This window comes from Pseudomonas bharatica (genome assembly GCF_048586865.1).
GTDB lineage: Bacteria > Pseudomonadota > Gammaproteobacteria > Pseudomonadales > Pseudomonadaceae > Aquipseudomonas > Aquipseudomonas bharatica.
In genome coordinates this window covers 135,920-153,196 of the sequence record NZ_JBMAWR010000007.1, presented here as the reverse complement: position 1 = coordinate 153,196, position 17,277 = coordinate 135,920, and the positions used below count along the sequence as shown (strand labels likewise).

The window sequence follows — 17,277 nt, the reverse complement described above, 5'->3', positions numbered from 1 at the left end:
CCTGGAGAAGATTGTCAGACGTTGCGTGCCTGCAACGTCACCCAATAGCGGGTGCGGTACACCACCTGCACTGGCAAGGCGCGGGACACGGCGCTCAGGATCAGATCGGTGTCGCGCAGCTGAAACGCACCGGTGATCAGCAATTGCCCGACCTGGGGTTCGCAGCGCACCAAGCCTGGCCGGTAGCGGTTCAGCTCTTCGACGAAGGCGCTGAGCGGCATGCTTTCGACGCGCAGCACGCCGTTGACCCAATCACCCGCGCCCACGGGCAGTGATTCGGAGCGCGACACCTGGCGGTTGTCGAAGGACGCAGCCTGCCCCGCGTCCAGTCGCACTGGGCTACCGCCCTGGCGCGGCTGGATATCGACCGCACCCGCGAACACGCTGACCCGGCAGTCCGCCGCTTGCTGGCGCACACTGAACCGCGTGCCCACGGGGCGGATGATCCCTTGCTCGGTCTGCACCCACAAAGGCCGACCGAGGCTGTCGGGGTGAGTGGTGACGTAGATTTCACCGGCGCGCAGGTGCAGCAGGCGTCGCGTGGCATCGAAGCCGATGTCCACGGCGGTGTGGGTATCGAGGAACAGGTGCGTACCGTCGACCAAGGTCAGTTGCCGTTGCTCGCCGATCGCAGTGCGCTCATCTGCCAGCCAGTCGCTGTGACGCCAAGCCACCAGGGCGGCAGGTCCGGCGGTCATCAGCAGGATCAACGCCTTGAGGCCTGCACGGCGGTTGAGCCGGTCGGCCTGCTCCAGTGTCGGCAGCACGACACCTTGCGGGATCCCCTGCCACTGCTGGCTGACACGCTGCGCCAGTTGCCAGGCGCGTTCGTGATCCGGGTGCTGGCTGCGCCAACGCTCGAACCGCTGCTGCTGTACCGGGTCAGGCTCGGCGCCGTTGAGGCGCATGTACCAGCGCGCCGCCTCACGCACGATGAGCCGCTCCAGCGGCAGCTCGCTCATAGCTCTTCTGCCAGGGCCAGCAACATGCAGTGCTCCATGGCCTGAGTCAGGTAGCGCTGCACGCTGCGCACGGTGACACCGAGTGCTGTGGCGATTTCCGGGTAGGTGTGCCCTTCAAGTTGCGACAATAGGAACGCCCGACGCACTAGCGGCGGCAAACCGTTCAGCAGCGAGTCGATCAGTTGCAGCGCCTCGTGAATCAGGTACCGCTCCTCCGCCGACGGTGCCCACTGTTCGGGCAGTTGCGCCAGGGTCTGCAGCCACGCCTGCTCGATCGAGCGACGGCGGTAAAGGTTGAGCATCAGGCGACGGGCGACCGTGGCCAGGTACGCGCGCGGCTGGCGCAGGTCTGACTCACGGGGTACTGCGGACGGGGCGAACAGGCGCAGGAAGGTGTCGTGGGCAAGATCAGCCGCATCGCTGCGACAGCCCATACGCCGCAACAGCCAGCCTTGCAGCCAGGAATGGTGCTCGACGTACAACGTCCTGATGTCGCCATGGGTCGTGCAATCGCGGTGAGAGACCGAATCCATGAGGCAGACGTCCTGTATGGCGAGTCAATCGCATTTGAGAATGGATCGCACTATACCTAGACAAGGGTTACCGGGCAATTACTGCGCCATTACTTATCTGCGCACCAGCGCCTCAGGCTAAAACGGTCTTTACCTCGCGGTATTCGGTTTGAACGTTGTCAGCTGCTTGAACGGCATCATGGTGTGGGTAGCCGCAGCGCACCGCATCACCACGTTAACGATCAGCAGGTTGGAATTCTGCAGGCGATGCGGGTCAATTCGCCCATGCGGATGGGTGGTGAAAGTGCCCAGGAATCTATTCATCGGCAGCGGCCAGCCAACAAAAAAGCCCGCAAACCAGTAACGGCTGCGGGCTATTTCATATCTACATCACACTGAAGCGTGCCTAAGGTTCGCTCCAGGCAGCAGCATGACCAGATCGGCTCTTACGGGCCTTTACTTCCTGGTACATAAACCGCTGTGAAAATGGTGGGTCGTGTAGGATTCGAACCTACGACCAATTGGTTAAAAGCCAACTGCTCTACCAACTGAGCTAACGACCCGTTGGATGGCGCGTATAATACTGATTTCTAACGGGAAATCAACACCCCATCGCAAAATAATTTAAAAATATCGCGTCGGGTCCTGAATACCGGCCGCTGCGAAGCCTTCGGCACGCAGACGGCAGCTATCGCACTTGCCGCAGGCACGTCCGTCATCGTCCGCCTGGTAGCAGGACACGGTGAGGCTGTAATCCACTCCTCGTGCTATTCCCGCCTGGACGATTTGTGCCTTGCTGAGGTTCTGCAAGGGAGCCTGGATGCGGAACCCCTGCCCTTCCACACCAGCCTTGGTCGCCAGGTTGGCCATGCGCTCGAAGGCTTCGACGAACTCGGGACGGCAGTCAGGGTAGCCGGAATAATCCACGGCGTTGACACCGATGAAGATATCCCGTGCCTCCAGCACTTCCGCCCAGCCTAGGGCCAGGGACAGGAACACCGTGTTGCGCGCCGGCACGTAGGTTACCGGAATGCCTTCACTGGGAGCCTCAGGAACATCGATGCTGCTATCGGTCAGTGCCGAACCGCCGATACCGTTGAGATTCAGGCCGATCACCTTATGCTCCACCACACCCAGGTCACGGGCGACCCGGGCGGCGGCATCCAGCTCGGCGCGGTGGCGCTGGCCGTAATCGAAGCTCATGGTGTAGCACTGGTAGCCCTCGGCCTTTGCCATGGCGACCACAGTGGCCGAATCCAGCCCGCCGGACAGCAGAATTACCGCACGTTTCTCAGTCATTGCAGAAGCTCCTCTCAGCGTCCCGGCTCATCGTTCCAGAGCAGTTTGTGCAACTGCATCTGCAAGCGAACCGGCAGGTTGTCGGCGACGATCCAGTCAGCCAGATCAGTGACGTTCAGTTCATGGTGGCTGGGCGAGAACAGCACTTCGCCGGCACGCTTGTCGAGCCCGTACTGGATCAGCTTGGACACCGCCCAGTCGTAGTCCTCCCGCGAGCAAAGCACGAACTTGACCTGGTCGTTGGCGGTCAGCAGTTCGATGTTCTCGTAGCGGTTGCGGTGGACTTCGGCGGAACCAGGGGTCTTCAGGTCCACCACGCGACTGACCCGCTCATCGACGGCGGAGATATCCATCGAACCACTGGTTTCCAGGGAGACCTCGTAGCCGGCGTCACACAGCTGCTTCAGCAGGGGAATGACGTTCGGCTGGGCCAGTGGCTCGCCACCCGTTACACACACGTAGCGCGGGCGATAGCTGGCGACCTGCTCCAGCAGCGAGTCGAGGGTGCGAAGAGTGCCGCCACTGAAGGCGTAGGCGCTGTCGCAGTACTGGCAGCGCAGCGGACAGCCGGTGAGACGCACGAATACCGTGGGCAGCCCAGCGGTGCGCGTTTCACCCTGCAAAGAGTAAAAGACTTCGGTGATGCGTAATGTGTCTTGCATAGTCGCCACGGGCTGGACAGCTGAACAGGCTGTCCGCCTCCGTCAGGCACCGCCGCGAACTCGACATAGCGTTATTCGCGGCAGCGTTTCAATAAAAGGGGGCAGATTCTAACGAAAAAACCCGCGACAGGCGCGGGTTTCTTTCAAACGCTGTGATTCAGAGCTTCTGCAGGTCGCGTTGGGCGAGCTGGGCAGCCGAAGTACCAGGATACTGGGTCACCACCTGCTGCAGGATGCCCTTGACCCGATCGGTATGACCGAGACGACGCTCCACGTCGGCCAGCTTGTACAGCGAGTCCGGCACCTTGTTGTGCTTCGGATACAGCTGGCTGACCTTGGCGAAGGCCTGGCCTGCGCCTTGCAGGTCGCCTTTGGCCAGGTTCACTTCACCCAGCCAGTATTGGGCGTTGCCAGCATACTGGCTGTTCGGGTACTTGCGCAGGAAGGCATTGAACGCCTGGGCGGCTTTGTCGAAATCCTTGGCCTTGATCAGGTCGAACGCCGCATCGTAGTACAGCTTTTCCTTCGCCGGATCACCCGGTTCGCTGCTTGCGGCCGGCTGGTTGGCCGCTGCCGCAGTGTTGCCGGCGGCTGGCGCAGTCGCGCCACCGTCAGCGGAATTCTCGGGGGTTGCAGACGGAGCCGGAGCCGCGCCGCTTGAGATACGCCGATCCAGGTCCTGGTAACGCTCCAGGCCCTCCTGTTTCAGGCGGGATACTTCATTCTGCAGGATCTCGATGGTGTTCTGCTGCCGATCGATCTGTTCCTGCATTTGTTGCAACTGCATGAAAAGCTGGCCCTGCGCCGAGGCAGGGGTCGAAACCCCTCCCCCGGCGTAGGCGCCGTTCGTACCGTAACCTGCCGGCGGATAACTGCTTGCGCCGTTATATCCACCAGCATTGTCATCGACAACAGGAACCTCGGCCGCTGCCATGAGAGGCAGGGCGAGAGCCAGGACGGTTACAGCACGACGGCACGCTCGCATATCGAATTACTTACGCAGTTCGACGCGACGGTTTTGAGCCCAGGACTGCTCGTCGTTGCCGGTGGCAACTGGACGCTCTTCGCCGTAGGAAACCAGTTCCAGCTGGGCTGGGGAAACGCCTTGCAGCACCAGGTAGCGCTGAACGGCCTTGGCACGACGCTCGCCCAGAGCCATGTTGTACTCGCGAGTACCGCGCTCGTCGGTGTTGCCTTCCAGGACGACGCGAGCGCCGTTGGCTTTCAGGTCCTTGGCGTGAACGTCCAGGGCGCGCATGGCTTCTGGCTTCAGGTCCGAGCTGTCGTATTCGAAGTAGAAGGTGGTGATTGCGCGCAGAGCAGCTTCTTCGCTCAGGCTGCCGTCGACAGCACCGGTGTTGGCGCCATAGCCAGCGTTTGGATCAACAGCGCCTTCGCCAGCGTTGTCACCGCCTTTCGAGGAGCAACCTACAGCTACGGCCATGGCCAGAGCCAGCGCAGCAAACTTACCAAACTTCAGCATTTCCATCGTGAAACTCCTAATGAACCCCAGTGTGTTAAGTAAAACGTGTATCGCCGCATCAGTTCAGGTAAGGGGACCAGGACGGTTCTCTGACTTCGCCTTGAGCGGTAGGAAGCGGGAGCCTCACGCGTCCATTGAGAGAGACGAGCATCAAGACTCCCCGGCCCTGCTGGCGGGTGGCGTAGATTAGCATGGTGCCGTTTGGCGCAACAGTGGGAGACTCATCAAGGTTGGTATCCGTGAGGATCTTTACACTGCCGCGCTGCAGGTCTTGCGCAGCCACTTTGAAGTTGGTGAAACCGTCCTGGCGGTGGATCATCACCAGAGTCTTTTCATCCGCCGAAAGTTTCGGGTTGGCGTTGTAGTTGCCGACGAAAGTCACGCGCTCGGCGCCGCCGCTGCCGATAGTAGTCTTGTAGATTTGCGGCTTGCCGCCACGGTCCGAAGTGAAGTACAGGGTCGAACCATCCTTGCCGAAGAAAGGCTCGGTGTCGATGGCCGGGTTGTTGGTCACACGGGTCAGCTGGCGCGAGCCCATGTCCATCACGTAGATCTCCGGGTTGCCGTCGCGCGACAGCACGAACGCCAGGCGGTTGCCGTCAGGCGACCAGGCCGGAGCACCGTTCAGGCCTTCGAAGTTGGTGATCTGCTCGCGGCGGCCGGTATCGATGTGCTGCACGAAGATACGCGGGCGACGCTGCTCGAAGGACACATAGGCGATGCGCTTGCCATCCGGCGCGAAGCGTGGCGACAGGATCGGCTCGCGGGATTGCAGCAGGGTCACAGCACGAGCGCCGTCGTAGTCGGAGCGCTGAAGGGTGTAGCGGGTGCTGTTGGCGGAGAAACGCTCGGCCGTCACGTAGAGCATGCGGGTCGAGAACGCGCCCTTGATGCCGGTGAGTTTCTCGAACGACTGGTCGGCGATGTAGTGGGACATGTCGCGCAACTGGTCGACGGTGCCCGAAACGCTGCCGGTCAGCACTTGCTGCTCGGTGGCAACGTTGAACAGCGCGTACTGCACCTGCAGGCGACCGCCCGCCGGCACGATGCTGCCGACCATCACGTACTGCGCACCCAGCGCTTTCCAGTCGCGGAAGATGACTTCGCTGGCCTGGCTCGGCTGGCTGATCATGTTCTGCCGCGGAATCGGCGAGTAGTAACCCGAGTTGCGCAGGTCATTGCCGATGATGTCGGCCATGTCCTCGGGCAGGACGCTGCCGCCCTGCAGACCGAAAGGCACTACGGCGATCGGGGTGGCCCGGTCGCTGCCGCTGGTCACCAGAATGTTCTTTTCTTCTGCGTTGGCCATCCCTGCTGCACAGCAGAGAACGACCAGCAGTCCTCTAAGAAGGTTAATCACAAGGCTAGGTCCTCAGGTGTGAATGTCATCTTGAATGAACGATACGGATTGAATTCGCTCGGTTTCAAACCCTGCATTTCGGTCAGGCGCCCGATGTTCTTGACAGCCGCCACGGCGGAGCTGTCGAACGGACCGTCACCACTGGAGCGTGCGACGCTGACGTTGGTGATGGTGCCATCGGGCAACATGTTGATCTGCAGGACCACTGTCATGTTCTTGCGCGCAGAAGGTGGTCGCGCCCAGCCTTCGGCTGCCCGCGCCCGGATCAGGTCGTCGAAGTCGCCGGCGACCTGGTCGCCCTGCTCGTCCGCCAGTGCCTGCTGGCGCTCGGTGGTGTCGGACAGCAGCTCGGCCAGGGCCTGGGCTTTCTTGTCTTCCGCCGCCTTGCGGGCTGCCTCGGTGGCCTTTTTCTTGGCCGCGTCGGCTGCTGCTTTCTTCTTCGCTTCCTCGGCTGCCTTCTTCTTCGCCTCTTCGGCGGCGGCCGCTTTTTTCTTCGCGTCCTCGGCGGCCTTCTTCTTGGCGTCCTCGGCTGCTTTTTTCTTGGCCTCTTCAGCCGCTTGCTTCTTCGCCTCTTCTTCAGCCTTTTTCTTGGCTTCGTCCTCGGCCTTCTTCTTGGCTATATCGGCGAGCTGCTTCTCTTCGGCCTTCTTGGCTTCCTCGGCTTTCTTCGCCGCCTCGGCCTTCTTCGCCTCGTCAGCCGCCTTGGCCTGCTCGGCCTTCTTCGCTTCTGCAGCCGCGCGCGCTTCCTCGGCCTTTTGAGCCGCCTCTTCTTTCTTTTGTTCCGCGGCCTTCACAGCCTCCTGTTTCTGCTGCTCGACCTTCTTCTGCTCCATCTGTTCTTCTTCGGTTTGGCGCGAAGCGGTCTTCTTCGCTTCCCCGGCAATCTTCTGATTGGTCTGGGTAGTGGCCTGACTCTTGGATTTCAGCTGGTACAGGGTAGCCTGGACGATAGGCTTGGACGGCGGCAGTTCAGGGGTCATGGCGAAGCTGACGAACAGCATGCCGAACACCAGGACGTGCAGCGCGATGGCCCAGATGCTGGGCCAGAAGTAGCTTTCCGAGGCGGATGGCTCTCGCTGTTGCATCAGGGCGCCTCGGTAATCAGGCCAACGTTACCGACACCGGCCTTCTGCAACCCGCCCATGGCGCCCATTACCGCACCATAGTCGACAGCCTTGTCGCCACGGATGAAGACCTGGGTCTGTTTGCCCTGATCACGGCCGGCGGCGATGATCTTGGTCACCGCGTCGGTCATTTGCGGCAAGGTCATGGCCTTGTCCATCTGCTTGTCCGTGTCGACTTCGCTGCCAAGGTTCCAGTAGTAGGTTTTGTCGGCCTTGATCGAAATGGTCAGGACCTGGACGTTGTTGTCCTGCGGCAAGGCTTCGCTGGAAACCTTGGGCAGATCGACCTTCACGCCCTGGTTGAGCATGGGTGCGGTGACCATGAAGATGACCAGCAGTACCAACATCACATCGATGTAGGGCACCACGTTCATCTCGGCGACCGGCTTGCGTTTCTGGCGAACTCGGGCCATGGGTGTCTACCTGATCACTCTTCGCTGGTGTGCACTTTGCGGTGCAGGATGGCCTGGAACTCGTCGGCGAACGTGTAGTAGCGACCGATCAGCACTTCACTGCGGGCAGAGAAACGGTTGTAGGCGATAACCGCCGGAATCGCGGCGAACAGGCCGATCGCGGTGGCGATCAACGCTTCGGCGATGCCCGGGGCAACGGTGGCCAGGGTGGCCTGTTGTGCCGAGGCCAGGCCACGGAAGGAGTTCATGATGCCCCAGACGGTACCGAACAGGCCGATGTACGGGCTGGTGGAGCCGACGGTGGCGAGGAACGGCAGGCTCTGCTCGAGTTTTTCTTCCTCGCGGGAGATGGCCACGCGCATGGCACGACCGACGCCTTCCATCACCGCGTCAGGATCCACGCCCGGCTGCTGGCGCAGACGGGAGAACTCCTTGAAGCCGGCACGGAAGACCTGCTCGACCCCGGAATCCGGATCGGGGTTGCTCCCGGCCTGGCGATACAGCTTGGACAGGTCGATACCCGACCAGAAGCGCTCTTCGAAGCTGTCCAGGGCACGACGACCGGCGCGCAGCATGGTGCTGCGCTGAAAAATCATGATCCATGAAGTCACCGATGCGGCAACCAGTGCCAGCATGACCAGCTGCACCACGATGCTGGCATTGCTGACCAGGCTCCACATGGAGGTATGGTCGACGACGTTAGCTTCCACGCTTAATCTCCTGCCTTTGAATGAATGCCCGGACTGCCCGCCTCGACGAAGGCCGCTCGCAGTTCGGGGGGAATAGCCCGGGGTTTGAAGGTATCGGCGCGCACACAGGCCACCAGGAACTGCCCTTCGCAGAGCAGCGTTGCATCACTTTCGCGCCAGACCTGCTGCACGAAGCGCAGGCTGGCACGGTTCAATTCAAGCACTTGCGCGGTCACCCGCAATTCGTCGTCCAGTCGTGCCGGCGCGTGGTAGCGCGCTTCGCTGGAGTGAACCACGAACAAGGTGTTCTGCTGCGCCAGTTGCGACTGGGCAAAGCCCAGGTCGCGCAGCCTTTCGGTGCGGGCGCGCTCCATGAATTTCAGATAATTGACGTAATACACCACGCCGCCCGCATCGGTGTCCTCGTAATAAACGCGACAGCGATGTGCGAACGGCTCGACCCCATTTTGCGCGCGCATACTCTAGTGCTAACTCCTCAGCTTGCCAATCCGCCCAACCAACTGTTTTTGCGGATCATGTCGTATTGCTAGCGCCGTCACGGCCAGTCGGCGATTAGGACCACAAATCCGCAAGATAAATCTGTCACGCATCATCCGAATCAGAAAAATCGCTACCGGATGCTTCACCCAACTGTTTCGGAATGTTCAGACCGAAGTGCAGATAGGCATGACGGGTCACCACCCGCCCCCGGGGCGTACGCATGATGTAGCCCTGCTGGATCAGATAGGGCTCCAGCACATCCTCGATGGTGTGGCGTTCCTCGCTGATCGCCGCCGCCAGGCTGTCCACGCCTACCGGGCCGCCATCGAACTTCTCTATCATGGTCAGCAACAGGCGGCGGTCCTGATGATCGAAGCCACGCTCGTCGACATCCAGCAGGTTCAGCGCCATATCCGCCACGCCCTTGGTGATCTCGCCCTTGCCGCGCACTTCGGCGTAATCGCGCACCCTGCGCAACAAACGGTTGGCGATCCGCGGCGTTCCACGGGCACGGCGGGCAATTTCGAAGGCGCCCTCTTCCTCGATGGGCAGCCCGAGAATGCCGCCGGAACGGCTGACGATGGTGGCCAGGTCGGCGTTGCTGTAGAACTCAAGACGCTGGACGATACCGAATCGGTCACGCAGCGGATTGGTCAGCATCCCGGCACGGGTGGTGGCGCCGACCAGGGTGAATGGCGGCAGGTCGAGCTTGATCGAGCGCGCCGCAGGCCCTTCGCCGATCATGATGTCCAGCTGGAAGTCTTCCATGGCTGGATACAGCACTTCCTCGACCACCGGCGACAGGCGATGGATCTCGTCGATGAACAGCACGTCGTGCGGTTCGAGATTGGTCAGCAGCGCGGCCAGGTCGCCCGGACGCTCCAGGATCGGCCCGGACGTGCTCTTGATCGACACGCCCATTTCCTGGGCGATGATATTGGCCAGGGTGGTCTTGCCCAACCCCGGCGGGCCGAAGATCAGGGTATGGTCGAGAGATTCGCTACGGTTGCGCGCGGCCTGGATGAACAGCGCCATCTGCTCGCGCACCACCGGCTGGCCGATGTATTCGGCCAGGCGCAGCGGGCGTATCGCCCGGTCCTGGACTTCTTCCCGGTCGCGCCCGGTGGCGGTTATCAAACGGTCGGCTTCGATCACTTAAATCATCCCTTTCAGGCTGCGCCGGATCAGCTCTTCGCTGCTCAGGCCCTTGGCATCCACGGCGGCCACCGCGCGGCTGGCCTCCTGGGGTTTGTAGCCCAGGGAAATCAGGGCGCTGACCGCGTCGGCTTCGGCGCTGGATACGGTCGCCAGTGGCGCAGGACCATTCGGCACCAGCTGGAACATGCTCGGCACCGTCTCCCAGGCCTTGAAGCGATCCTTCAGCTCGACCAGCAGACGCTCGGCGGTTTTCTTGCCGACTCCCGGCACCTTGACCAAGGCCGACGCATCCTGCGCCTGGACACAGCGCACCAGTTCATCGACATCCAGGCCGGACATCAGCGCCAGGGCCAGCTTGGGACCGACGCCATTGAGCCGGATCAATTCGCGGAACAGCTCCCGCTCGCGCTTTTCAAAGAAGCCATAAAGCAGGTGGGCATCCTCGCGCACGATCAGGTGCGTGTGCAAGGTTACGGTTTCCCCCACCTTCGGCAGGCGATAGAGGGTCGTCATCGGCACTTCCAGCTCGTAGCCGAGGCCATTGATGTCGACAATCAGGTGCGGCGGCTGCTTTTCAACCAGGGTGCCGCGCAAACGTCCAATCACGCTCGGATCCTTTCTCGTGAGCGCCGCGGTCAACCGGCGGCGCTTCTATATAAAGCAGGGATGCTATCAGAGACGCAGCCGTCCGTTGCGACTGCGCGCCACACCCAGGCCGTGCGGCACCAGGCTGGAACGGGTATGGGCGTGACACAGGGCGATGGCCAGGGCGTCGGAGGCATCGATCTGTGGCTTCTGCGTCAGCTTGAGCAGATGCATGACCATCATCTGCACCGCCTCCTTGTTCGCGCCGCCACTGCCGGCCACCGCCTGCTTGACCTGGCTGGCCGTGTATTCGGCAATTTCCAGCCCGGCCTCGGCCGCCGCGACTATGGCCGCGCCCCGGGCCTGGCCGAGCTTGAGCGCAGAGTCGGCGTTGCGGGCCATGAACACCCGCTCGATGCCCATGGTTACCGGGCCATGCTGACGGATGATCTCGCTCACGCCACGAAAAACGATGTGCAGGCGCTCATGCAGCTCGCCGCTGCCCGTGCGGATACATCCCGACGCCACGTACTCGCAGCCGCGTCCGGTATGGCGAACCACACCGTAACCGGTTATCCGCGAGCCGGGGTCGATACCAAGAATCAGAGTCATTGCACCTGCGCCGTGTTGCACATACAAAAAGCCGGCCCCGCCTCCAGGGCGGGACCGGCCTCGGACAATGCAGAACAACCTTAGCCGAGCTGTTCCATGATCTCGTCAGGAATTTCAGCATTGGAATAGACGTTTTGCACGTCGTCCAGGTCTTCCAGCATGTCGATCAGCTTCAGTACCTTCTGCGCACCGTCCAGGTCCAGCTCGGCGCTGGTGGTCGGCTGCATCACGATTTCCGCGTCAGAGGCCTTGAAGCCCGCGGCTTCCAGGGCGCTGCGCACGGCATAGAAGCTGGCGAACGAGGTGAACACATCGAAGGAGCCGTCGCCATTGCTGACCACGTCATCGGCGTCGGCTTCCATTGCCGCTTCCATCAGGGCGTCTTCATCGACGCCTTCGCCGAAGCTGATCTGCCCCTTGCGTTCGAACAGGTAGGCGACGGAGCCGTCGGTACCGAGGTTGCCGCCGCACTTGCTGAAGGCATGACGCACGGCCGCTGCGGTCCGGTTGCGGTTGTCGGTCATGGCCTCGACCATGATCGCCACGCCGCCCGGGCCGTAGCCCTCGTAGCTCAGTTCCTCGACGTTGTCCGCTTCGGCAGTGCCAGCGCCACGGGCGATGGCACGGTCGATGATGTCGCGGCTCATGTTCGCACCCAGCGCCTTGTCCAGCGCCAGGCGCAGACGCGGGTTGGACGAAGGATCGCCACCGCCCTGCTTGGCAGCGACGGTCAGCTCACGAATCCACTTGGTGAAGATCTTGCCTCTCTTGGCATCCTGGCGCTCTTTGCGGTGCTTGATGTTCGCCCACTTGGAATGACCCGCCATAACTGACTCCAAAAATCCTTGAAACAAAATCAAGTGCCTTCCCGCCCGATGCGGAAGACACGACTGAATCGGGGTGCCTTAAAGCAAAGACGCATCCCGTGGGATGCGCCTTTCAGACCGGCTTACTCGGCCTTCTGCTGCTCACGCAGGCGAATGTGCAGCTCGCGCAGCGCCTTGGCATCGACCAGGCCAGGGGCCTGGGTCATGACGCAGGCAGCGCTCTGGGTTTTCGGGAAAGCAATCACTTCACGGATCGACTGGGCGCCGGTCATCAGCATGACCAGGCGGTCCAGACCGAAGGCCAGGCCGCCGTGTGGCGGTGCGCCGAACTTCAGGGCGTCGAGCAGGAAGCCGAATTTCTCTTCCTGTTCCGCCGCCTCGATACCCAGCAGACGGAATACCGCCTGTTGCATTTCCTTGCGATGGATACGGATCGAACCGCCACCCAGCTCGGTACCGTTCAGCACCATGTCGTAAGCGCGGGACAGCGCGGTAGCCGGGTTGGCTTCCAGCTCTTGCGGGGTGCACTTCGGTGCGGTGAACGGGTGGTGCAGCGCAGTGAAACTGCCGTCTTCGTTTTCCTCGAACATCGGGAAGTCGACGACCCACATCGGCGCCCACTCGCAGGTGTACAGGTTGAAGTCGGCACCCAGCTTGATACGCAGCGCACCCAGGGCCTCGCTGACGATCTTGGTCTTGTCGGCACCGAAGAAGACGATGTCGCCATCGACCGCGCCGACGCGATCCAGGATCACGTTCAGGTTGGCCTCGGGAATGTTCTTGACGATCGGCGACTGCAGGCCTTCGACGCCCTTGGCGCGCTCGTTGACCTTGATATAGGCCAGGCCCTTGGCACCGTAGATGCCGACGAACCGGGTGTACTCGTCGATCTTGCTGCGCGGCATGCTCGCGCCGCCAGGCAGGCGCAGGGCGGTAACGCGGCACTTCGGATCGTTGGCCGGGCCGGCGAACACCTTGAAATCGACATCCTTCAACTGGTCGGCGACATCGACCAGTTCCAGCGGGATACGCAGGTCAGGCTTGTCGGAGCCATAGCGGCGCTGGGCTTCCTCGAAGGTCATGTGCGGGAATTCGCCGAATTCCAGGTCCAGGACTTCCTTGAACAGCTTGCGGATCATGCTTTCGGTCAGGCCCATGATCTCGGACTCATCGAGGAAGCTGGTCTCGATGTCGATCTGGGTGAACTCGGGCTGGCGGTCGGCACGCAGGTCTTCGTCACGGAAGCACTTGGCGATCTGGTAGTAACGGTCGAAGCCGGCGACCATCAGCAACTGCTTGAACAGCTGCGGCGATTGCGGCAGGGCGAAGAAGCTGCCGGCGTGGGTACGGCTCGGTACCAGGTAGTCGCGTGCACCTTCCGGGGTGGCGCGGGTCAGGATCGGCGTTTCGACGTCGAGGAAACCGTTCTCGTCGAGGAACCGGCGGATGCTCGAAGTGATGCGCGAACGCAGGCGCAGTTTCTCAGCCATCTCCGGACGGCGCAGGTCGATGAAGCGATAGCGCAGGCGGGTTTCCTCGCCGACGTCGGAGTATTCGTTCAGCGGGAACGGCGGGGTTTCCGCTTCGTTCAGCACTTCAAGGTCGTAGCCCAGCACTTCGATGGCGCCCGACGCCATGTTCGGGTTGACCGCGCCGGCAGGACGCAGGCGCACGCGGCCGGTGATTTTCACCACATACTCGCTGCGCACGCGATCGGCGGCGGCGAAGCTGTCGGCGCGATCAGGATCGAACACGACCTGGGCCATGCCTTCGCGATCGCGGATATCGAGGAAGATCACCCCGCCGTGGTCGCGACGACGATGAACCCAGCCGCAAAGGGTGATTTCCTGACCGTCCAGGCTCTCGTTCAGTTGGCCGCAATAGTGGCTGCGCATCATGATGGTGGTTTCGCTTCTCGTCATTCGTGAATTCGTTCAGGCCCGGGCTTGTACGATGGGTACGGGCCCTGTCGGCCGCAAAGGGTCAATAGTGCAAGACCCGGGCAGTACAGTTCAACTCAGTCGCCGTTGCCGGCCAGATTCTTTTTCGCACCGGTCTTGAAATCGGTTTCATACCAGCCCTTGCCGCTCAGGCGAAAACCGGGGGCGGACAGGACCTTTTTCAGTTCGGGCTGCTGGCAGGCGGGACAGTCGGTCAGCGGCGCCGCGCTGATTTTCTGCAGCACTTCCATCTGGTGGCTGCAGGAACCGCATTGATAGTCGTACAGAGGCATGAGGTGTATCTCGGGTGAGTCCTGCGCGGACCGCGCCACGCAGTAAAAAGCGGGATTATATATGGTTAGCCGGGGCTGTGCAGCCCACGGACGACACCTGCGTGGCGAACGGTCATCGGACCGGATCGCCCTCCTCGTCCGCCTCGTCGGCCGCATTGAGCAGGAACACCACGCAGATGACCCGCACCAGCCCGCTGAAGTTCTTGACCCCGCCATGGCGCAGATGAACCTCCCGGTCGACATGGGACAGCACCGAGTTGACCGTGCAGCCGTTGGCCCGGGCAATCCGCTCCAGCACGGCCCAATAGATGTTTTCCAGGCGCAGGCAGGTTGCGAAACCGTTCAGTCGCACCGAGCGCGACAAGGGCTGGGCCAGTTGCATGTTGAAATCCGACTCGAACGGGTCGATATCGATGCCCCGCGGCTCGCCGGGCTTGCACAGGCTCTGATTCAGGGATCGGGACATTGCCACACCACTCACCAGGACAGGAAGGAAAGCGCGGGCGAAGGCACCGCGCACGTCCCGTCATGAAGCGCCGATGGATCCGGCTGCACTAGCAGACGACCGCCCTCGTGATGTAGGAGGCATCAGCAAACCGCGGCCTATCGGATAACCGGAGAAAACGCTTCCAGGCCTTGCGAAACGTGGCCGGCAGGCACAAAAAACCCGGCGCCTTTTCGAGGACGCCGGGTTTTGTGCTTAACCTGGACAGGTCAGCCGTGAATCATTTCTCTTCGAGCAGGACGCGCAGCATCCATGCAGTCTTCTCGTGGACCTGCATGCGCTGGGTCAGCAGATCGGCGGTCGGCTCGTCGCTGACCTTGTCGGTCAACGGAAACAGGCTGCGGGCGGTGCGCACAACGGCCTCCTGGCCTTCGACCAGGTACTTGATCATCTCGTCCGAGCTCGGCACACCTTCGGTTTCCTTGATCGAGGCCAGGCGCAGGTACTGGGCATAGGTGCCGGGGGCCGGGAAGCCCAGGGCACGGATCCGCTCGGCGATCGAGTCGACGGCCAGCGCCAGTTCGTTGTACTGCTCTTCGAACATCAGGTGCAGGGTGCGGAAGCTGGGACCGGTCACGTTCCAATGGAAGTTGTGGGTCTTCAGGTACAGCACGTAGGTGTCGGCAAGCAGGCGGGACAGGCCGTCGGCAATGGACTTGCGATCTTCTTGGCTGATTCCGATATCGATTGCCATCTGAAAATTCCTTCCTCTGATTTTTCGGTTCAAACGCTCTGGTGTCACTGTATCAAGAGTTTTCACAGCGCGCAGCCCAGACCCCGCGACACAGCGCTGCAGGCCTCGCGAGCCGGGCGTCCCGCTGATTTGAGAAGCCCCGGGCTTTGCGGTTAAATAGACGGCGTGCCGCCATGGCCAAGTCTCAGCGCCATGGCGCATAGGCTGGAAACGCCACGCTTTTGCGCTTTTTCCATGTACCGCGCACCGTGGTTCCAGCTCTTACTGTGATCCGCCTGAATAATGATGCGAGCCAAACCAACATGTTCAAGATCGTCCACCTCCTGACGGGCGCAGCTGCCTTGCTGCTGTCCTTCATACCCAGCCTCAGGGCCGATACCACGCCCTACCTGCAACAACCCGACGCCATCTACCTGGCACTCCTGGGCCTGGCCAACCTGATCCTTGCCCCGATCGTTCCGCAGTACTACAAGGGCGTACGCCAGTATCTGCGGATCGCCGCCAGCGTATTCCTGGTGCTTGCAGTGATCCTGCAGGCGCTGGCGCTGCTGGCGTTGCCCGACATGGATGCCCTCGCCGCCCTGCTGGTTGCGCTGCTCGCCGCGGTGCTTCACCTCGGTGCCGGCTTCATGAGCCAGCCCAAGGCCCGCAGCACCGGCAACACCCAGTACGACATGAGCAACCGCGATACCGGCACGGTAAAGTGGTTCAACACGTCCAAGGGCTTCGGCTTCATTTCCCGGGACTCGGGAGACGATATCTTCGTGCACTTCCGCGCGATTCGCGGCGAAGGCCACCGGGTATTGGTCGAAGGCCAGCGTGTCGAGTTCTCGGTCATGAATCGGGACAAGGGGCTGCAGGCCGAAGACGTGATCGCTGCACCTCGCCGCTGATCACTGACCGCTGCAAACGAAAAAGCCGCGAAGCCTTGTAGGCTGTCGCGGCTTTTTCATGGAGGAAACTTCAGTAATGCGGCGGCGGCGCTTCCTCTTCGCCTGCCCCATATTGCCCCATCACCTCCTCATAGCGTTTGAGCAGGGCGGCCATCTGCAACTGCAGGCGCTCCACGACACGCTGCTGCTCGACGATCACATCGTTCAGGGCCAGCAACGTGTCATCCTGGAAGGCCAGACGACTCTCCAACTCCATTACCCGCTCTTCAAGGTTCATTGCTCAAGCCTCCACGAACCGGAAGTCATCACCCAGTACTGCCGCGATGCGCTGGCGGACTTCATTCAACTGATCGGCCGTATATCCGATTGCAGGTTTTTGCCCCCAAACCGGCGCCGGCCATGCAGCGTCATTACGACGGCGAACGATCACATGCATATGTAGCTGGCTGACGACATTACCCAGCGCGGCCACATTCATCTTGTCTGCGGCAAAACATTCCCCAAGCTTTTTACTCAGGAAATCGGTTTCCTTCCAAAGTTGCAGGCGGTCACTGTCATCCAATTGAAATATTTCACTGATGCCAGGGCGACGGGGCACCAGGATGAACCAGGGATAGTTAGCATCCTTACTAAGTAACAAACGGCAAAGAGGAAAGTCCCCCAATGCGAAAGTGTCTTGTTCAAGACGCGAATCCAATGCAAACACGGGGCAATCTCCTCATCATTCAGTGCAGCCCACCTGCGCGACACAGGAGCGCAGGATAC

General features: G+C 61.5%; 22 protein-coding genes and 1 tRNA gene. 1 reads left to right on the top strand and 22 read right to left on the bottom strand.

The window, feature by feature from the left end; genetic code table 11:
- Positions 1-14 precede the first annotated feature (14 nt).
- The 20 genes from ACKLLE_RS11275 to ACKLLE_RS11180 form a co-directional block, all read right to left on the bottom strand.
- On the bottom strand, positions 15-962 hold the full coding sequence (locus ACKLLE_RS11275) for a FecR domain-containing protein (RefSeq protein ID WP_420057958.1): 948 nt from the start codon (positions 960-962) through the stop codon (positions 15-17).
- The gene (locus tag ACKLLE_RS11270; RefSeq protein ID WP_420057957.1) at positions 959-1,495 is read right to left on the bottom strand and encodes a sigma-70 family RNA polymerase sigma factor; all 537 of its coding nucleotides are present in this window, start codon (positions 1,493-1,495) and stop codon (positions 959-961) included. The genes ACKLLE_RS11275 and ACKLLE_RS11270 overlap by 4 nt, the downstream gene beginning before the upstream one ends.
- A 466-nt stretch (positions 1,496-1,961) precedes the next feature.
- Positions 1,962-2,037, bottom strand: a tRNA-Lys gene (locus ACKLLE_RS11265).
- 61 nt (positions 2,038-2,098) lie between these two features.
- Entirely contained in the window at positions 2,099-2,773 is a 675-nt protein-coding gene (gene queC / locus ACKLLE_RS11260; RefSeq protein ID WP_064302302.1) for a 7-cyano-7-deazaguanine synthase QueC, read from the bottom strand.
- A 14-nt stretch (positions 2,774-2,787) separates the two neighbouring features.
- A complete protein-coding gene (gene queE / locus ACKLLE_RS11255) occupies positions 2,788-3,435 on the bottom strand; it encodes a 7-carboxy-7-deazaguanine synthase QueE (protein WP_064302303.1) in 648 nt (215 codons plus the stop codon).
- A gap of 157 nt (positions 3,436-3,592) precedes the next feature.
- The gene (ybgF, locus tag ACKLLE_RS11250; RefSeq protein ID WP_420057956.1) at positions 3,593-4,420 is read right to left on the bottom strand and encodes a tol-pal system protein YbgF; all 828 of its coding nucleotides are present in this window, start codon (positions 4,418-4,420) and stop codon (positions 3,593-3,595) included.
- A gap of 6 nt (positions 4,421-4,426) precedes the next feature.
- A complete protein-coding gene (gene pal / locus ACKLLE_RS11245; protein ID WP_003178634.1) occupies positions 4,427-4,924 on the bottom strand; it encodes a peptidoglycan-associated lipoprotein Pal in 498 nt (165 codons plus the stop codon).
- 52 nt (positions 4,925-4,976) lie between these two features.
- A complete protein-coding gene (tolB, locus tag ACKLLE_RS11240) occupies positions 4,977-6,227 on the bottom strand; it encodes a Tol-Pal system beta propeller repeat protein TolB (protein ID WP_205346411.1) in 1,251 nt (416 codons plus the stop codon).
- A gap of 47 nt (positions 6,228-6,274) precedes the next feature.
- The gene (gene tolA / locus ACKLLE_RS11235) at positions 6,275-7,363 is read right to left on the bottom strand and encodes a cell envelope integrity protein TolA (RefSeq protein ID WP_009402101.1); all 1,089 of its coding nucleotides are present in this window, start codon (positions 7,361-7,363) and stop codon (positions 6,275-6,277) included.
- Positions 7,363-7,815 carry a protein TolR gene (gene tolR / locus ACKLLE_RS11230; RefSeq protein WP_009402103.1) on the bottom strand — a complete coding sequence of 151 codons (453 nt, stop codon included), beginning with the start codon at positions 7,813-7,815 and terminating at the stop codon, positions 7,363-7,365. The genes tolA and tolR overlap by 1 nt, the downstream gene beginning before the upstream one ends.
- A gap of 14 nt (positions 7,816-7,829) precedes the next feature.
- Positions 7,830-8,525, bottom strand: a complete 696-nt coding sequence (gene tolQ / locus ACKLLE_RS11225) for a protein TolQ (protein WP_009402105.1) — start codon at positions 8,523-8,525, stop codon at positions 7,830-7,832.
- Positions 8,526-8,527: 2 nt separating this feature from the next.
- Positions 8,528-8,983: a tol-pal system-associated acyl-CoA thioesterase gene (gene ybgC, locus ACKLLE_RS11220; RefSeq protein WP_420057949.1), complete on the bottom strand. Its 456-nt coding sequence runs from the start codon at positions 8,981-8,983 to the stop codon at positions 8,528-8,530.
- A gap of 124 nt (positions 8,984-9,107) precedes the next feature.
- Positions 9,108-10,160 (bottom strand): Holliday junction branch migration DNA helicase RuvB, encoded by a 1,053-nt coding sequence (gene ruvB, locus ACKLLE_RS11215; RefSeq protein WP_009402109.1) that lies wholly within the window; start codon positions 10,158-10,160, stop codon positions 9,108-9,110.
- A complete protein-coding gene (gene ruvA, locus ACKLLE_RS11210; protein ID WP_064302305.1) occupies positions 10,161-10,769 on the bottom strand; it encodes a Holliday junction branch migration protein RuvA in 609 nt (202 codons plus the stop codon).
- Between the two features lie 66 nt (positions 10,770-10,835).
- Positions 10,836-11,360, bottom strand: a complete 525-nt coding sequence (gene ruvC / locus ACKLLE_RS11205) for a crossover junction endodeoxyribonuclease RuvC (RefSeq protein WP_064302306.1) — start codon at positions 11,358-11,360, stop codon at positions 10,836-10,838.
- An 80-nt stretch (positions 11,361-11,440) separates the two neighbouring features.
- The gene (locus ACKLLE_RS11200; RefSeq protein ID WP_420057948.1) at positions 11,441-12,187 is read right to left on the bottom strand and encodes a YebC/PmpR family DNA-binding transcriptional regulator; all 747 of its coding nucleotides are present in this window, start codon (positions 12,185-12,187) and stop codon (positions 11,441-11,443) included.
- A gap of 122 nt (positions 12,188-12,309) precedes the next feature.
- Positions 12,310-14,085, bottom strand: coding sequence for an aspartate--tRNA ligase (aspS, locus tag ACKLLE_RS11195; protein WP_064302372.1), 1,776 nt, complete (start codon positions 14,083-14,085; stop codon positions 12,310-12,312).
- Between the two features lie 119 nt (positions 14,086-14,204).
- On the bottom strand, positions 14,205-14,420 hold the full coding sequence (locus tag ACKLLE_RS11190) for an FmdB family zinc ribbon protein (RefSeq protein WP_009402119.1): 216 nt from the start codon (positions 14,418-14,420) through the stop codon (positions 14,205-14,207).
- A gap of 112 nt (positions 14,421-14,532) precedes the next feature.
- Positions 14,533-14,886, bottom strand: coding sequence for a ribbon-helix-helix domain-containing protein (locus ACKLLE_RS11185; protein WP_009402121.1), 354 nt, complete (start codon positions 14,884-14,886; stop codon positions 14,533-14,535).
- Between the two features lie 259 nt (positions 14,887-15,145).
- The gene (locus ACKLLE_RS11180) at positions 15,146-15,619 is read right to left on the bottom strand and encodes a Dps family protein (RefSeq protein WP_009402123.1); all 474 of its coding nucleotides are present in this window, start codon (positions 15,617-15,619) and stop codon (positions 15,146-15,148) included.
- A gap of 302 nt (positions 15,620-15,921) precedes the next feature.
- Here ACKLLE_RS11180 and ACKLLE_RS11175 point away from each other — a divergent pair, with 302 nt between their 5' ends.
- Positions 15,922-16,512 (top strand): cold shock domain-containing protein membrane protein, encoded by a 591-nt coding sequence (locus tag ACKLLE_RS11175; protein WP_420057946.1) that lies wholly within the window; start codon positions 15,922-15,924, stop codon positions 16,510-16,512.
- A gap of 70 nt (positions 16,513-16,582) precedes the next feature.
- Here the strand turns inward: ACKLLE_RS11175 and ACKLLE_RS11170 are convergent, their stop codons facing one another.
- Both ACKLLE_RS11170 and ACKLLE_RS11165 read right to left on the bottom strand, forming a co-directional pair.
- Positions 16,583-16,789, bottom strand: coding sequence for a SlyX family protein (locus ACKLLE_RS11170; protein ID WP_009402128.1), 207 nt, complete (start codon positions 16,787-16,789; stop codon positions 16,583-16,585).
- A gap of 3 nt (positions 16,790-16,792) precedes the next feature.
- Entirely contained in the window at positions 16,793-17,218 is a 426-nt protein-coding gene (locus ACKLLE_RS11165; protein WP_420057944.1) for an HIT family protein, read from the bottom strand.
- Positions 17,219-17,277 lie beyond the last annotated feature (59 nt).

Excerpts from the sequence above, each read along its gene's own strand:
- ACKLLE_RS11275 (WP_420057958.1), bottom strand. The coding sequence starts at position 962 with ATGAGCGAGCTGCCGCTGGAGCGGCTCATCGTGCGTGAGGCGGCGCGC.
- ACKLLE_RS11270 (WP_420057957.1), bottom strand. The coding sequence starts at position 1,495 with ATGGATTCGGTCTCTCACCGCGATTGCACGACCCATGGCGACATCAGG.
- queC (WP_064302302.1), bottom strand. The coding sequence starts at position 2,773 with ATGACTGAGAAACGTGCGGTAATTCTGCTGTCCGGCGGGCTGGATTCG.
- queE (WP_064302303.1), bottom strand. The coding sequence starts at position 3,435 with ATGCAAGACACATTACGCATCACCGAAGTCTTTTACTCTTTGCAGGGT.
- ybgF (WP_420057956.1), bottom strand. The coding sequence starts at position 4,420 with ATGCGAGCGTGCCGTCGTGCTGTAACCGTCCTGGCTCTCGCCCTGCCT.
- pal (WP_003178634.1), bottom strand. The coding sequence starts at position 4,924 with ATGGAAATGCTGAAGTTTGGTAAGTTTGCTGCGCTGGCTCTGGCCATG.
- tolB (WP_205346411.1), bottom strand. The coding sequence starts at position 6,227 with ATGGCCAACGCAGAAGAAAAGAACATTCTGGTGACCAGCGGCAGCGAC.
- tolA (WP_009402101.1), bottom strand. The coding sequence starts at position 7,363 with ATGCAACAGCGAGAGCCATCCGCCTCGGAAAGCTACTTCTGGCCCAGC.
- tolR (WP_009402103.1), bottom strand. The coding sequence starts at position 7,815 with ATGGCCCGAGTTCGCCAGAAACGCAAGCCGGTCGCCGAGATGAACGTG.
- ybgC (WP_420057949.1), bottom strand. The coding sequence starts at position 8,983 with ATGCGCGCGCAAAATGGGGTCGAGCCGTTCGCACATCGCTGTCGCGTT.
- ruvC (WP_064302306.1), bottom strand. The coding sequence starts at position 11,360 with ATGACTCTGATTCTTGGTATCGACCCCGGCTCGCGGATAACCGGTTAC.
- ACKLLE_RS11200 (WP_420057948.1), bottom strand. The coding sequence starts at position 12,187 with ATGGCGGGTCATTCCAAGTGGGCGAACATCAAGCACCGCAAAGAGCGC.
- aspS (WP_064302372.1), bottom strand. The coding sequence starts at position 14,085 with ATGATGCGCAGCCACTATTGCGGCCAACTGAACGAGAGCCTGGACGGT.
- ACKLLE_RS11190 (WP_009402119.1), bottom strand. The coding sequence starts at position 14,420 with ATGCCTCTGTACGACTATCAATGCGGTTCCTGCAGCCACCAGATGGAA.
- ACKLLE_RS11185 (WP_009402121.1), bottom strand. The coding sequence starts at position 14,886 with ATGTCCCGATCCCTGAATCAGAGCCTGTGCAAGCCCGGCGAGCCGCGG.
- ACKLLE_RS11180 (WP_009402123.1), bottom strand. The coding sequence starts at position 15,619 with ATGGCAATCGATATCGGAATCAGCCAAGAAGATCGCAAGTCCATTGCC.
- ACKLLE_RS11175 (WP_420057946.1), top strand. The coding sequence starts at position 15,922 with ATGTTCAAGATCGTCCACCTCCTGACGGGCGCAGCTGCCTTGCTGCTG.
- ACKLLE_RS11170 (WP_009402128.1), bottom strand. The coding sequence starts at position 16,789 with ATGAACCTTGAAGAGCGGGTAATGGAGTTGGAGAGTCGTCTGGCCTTC.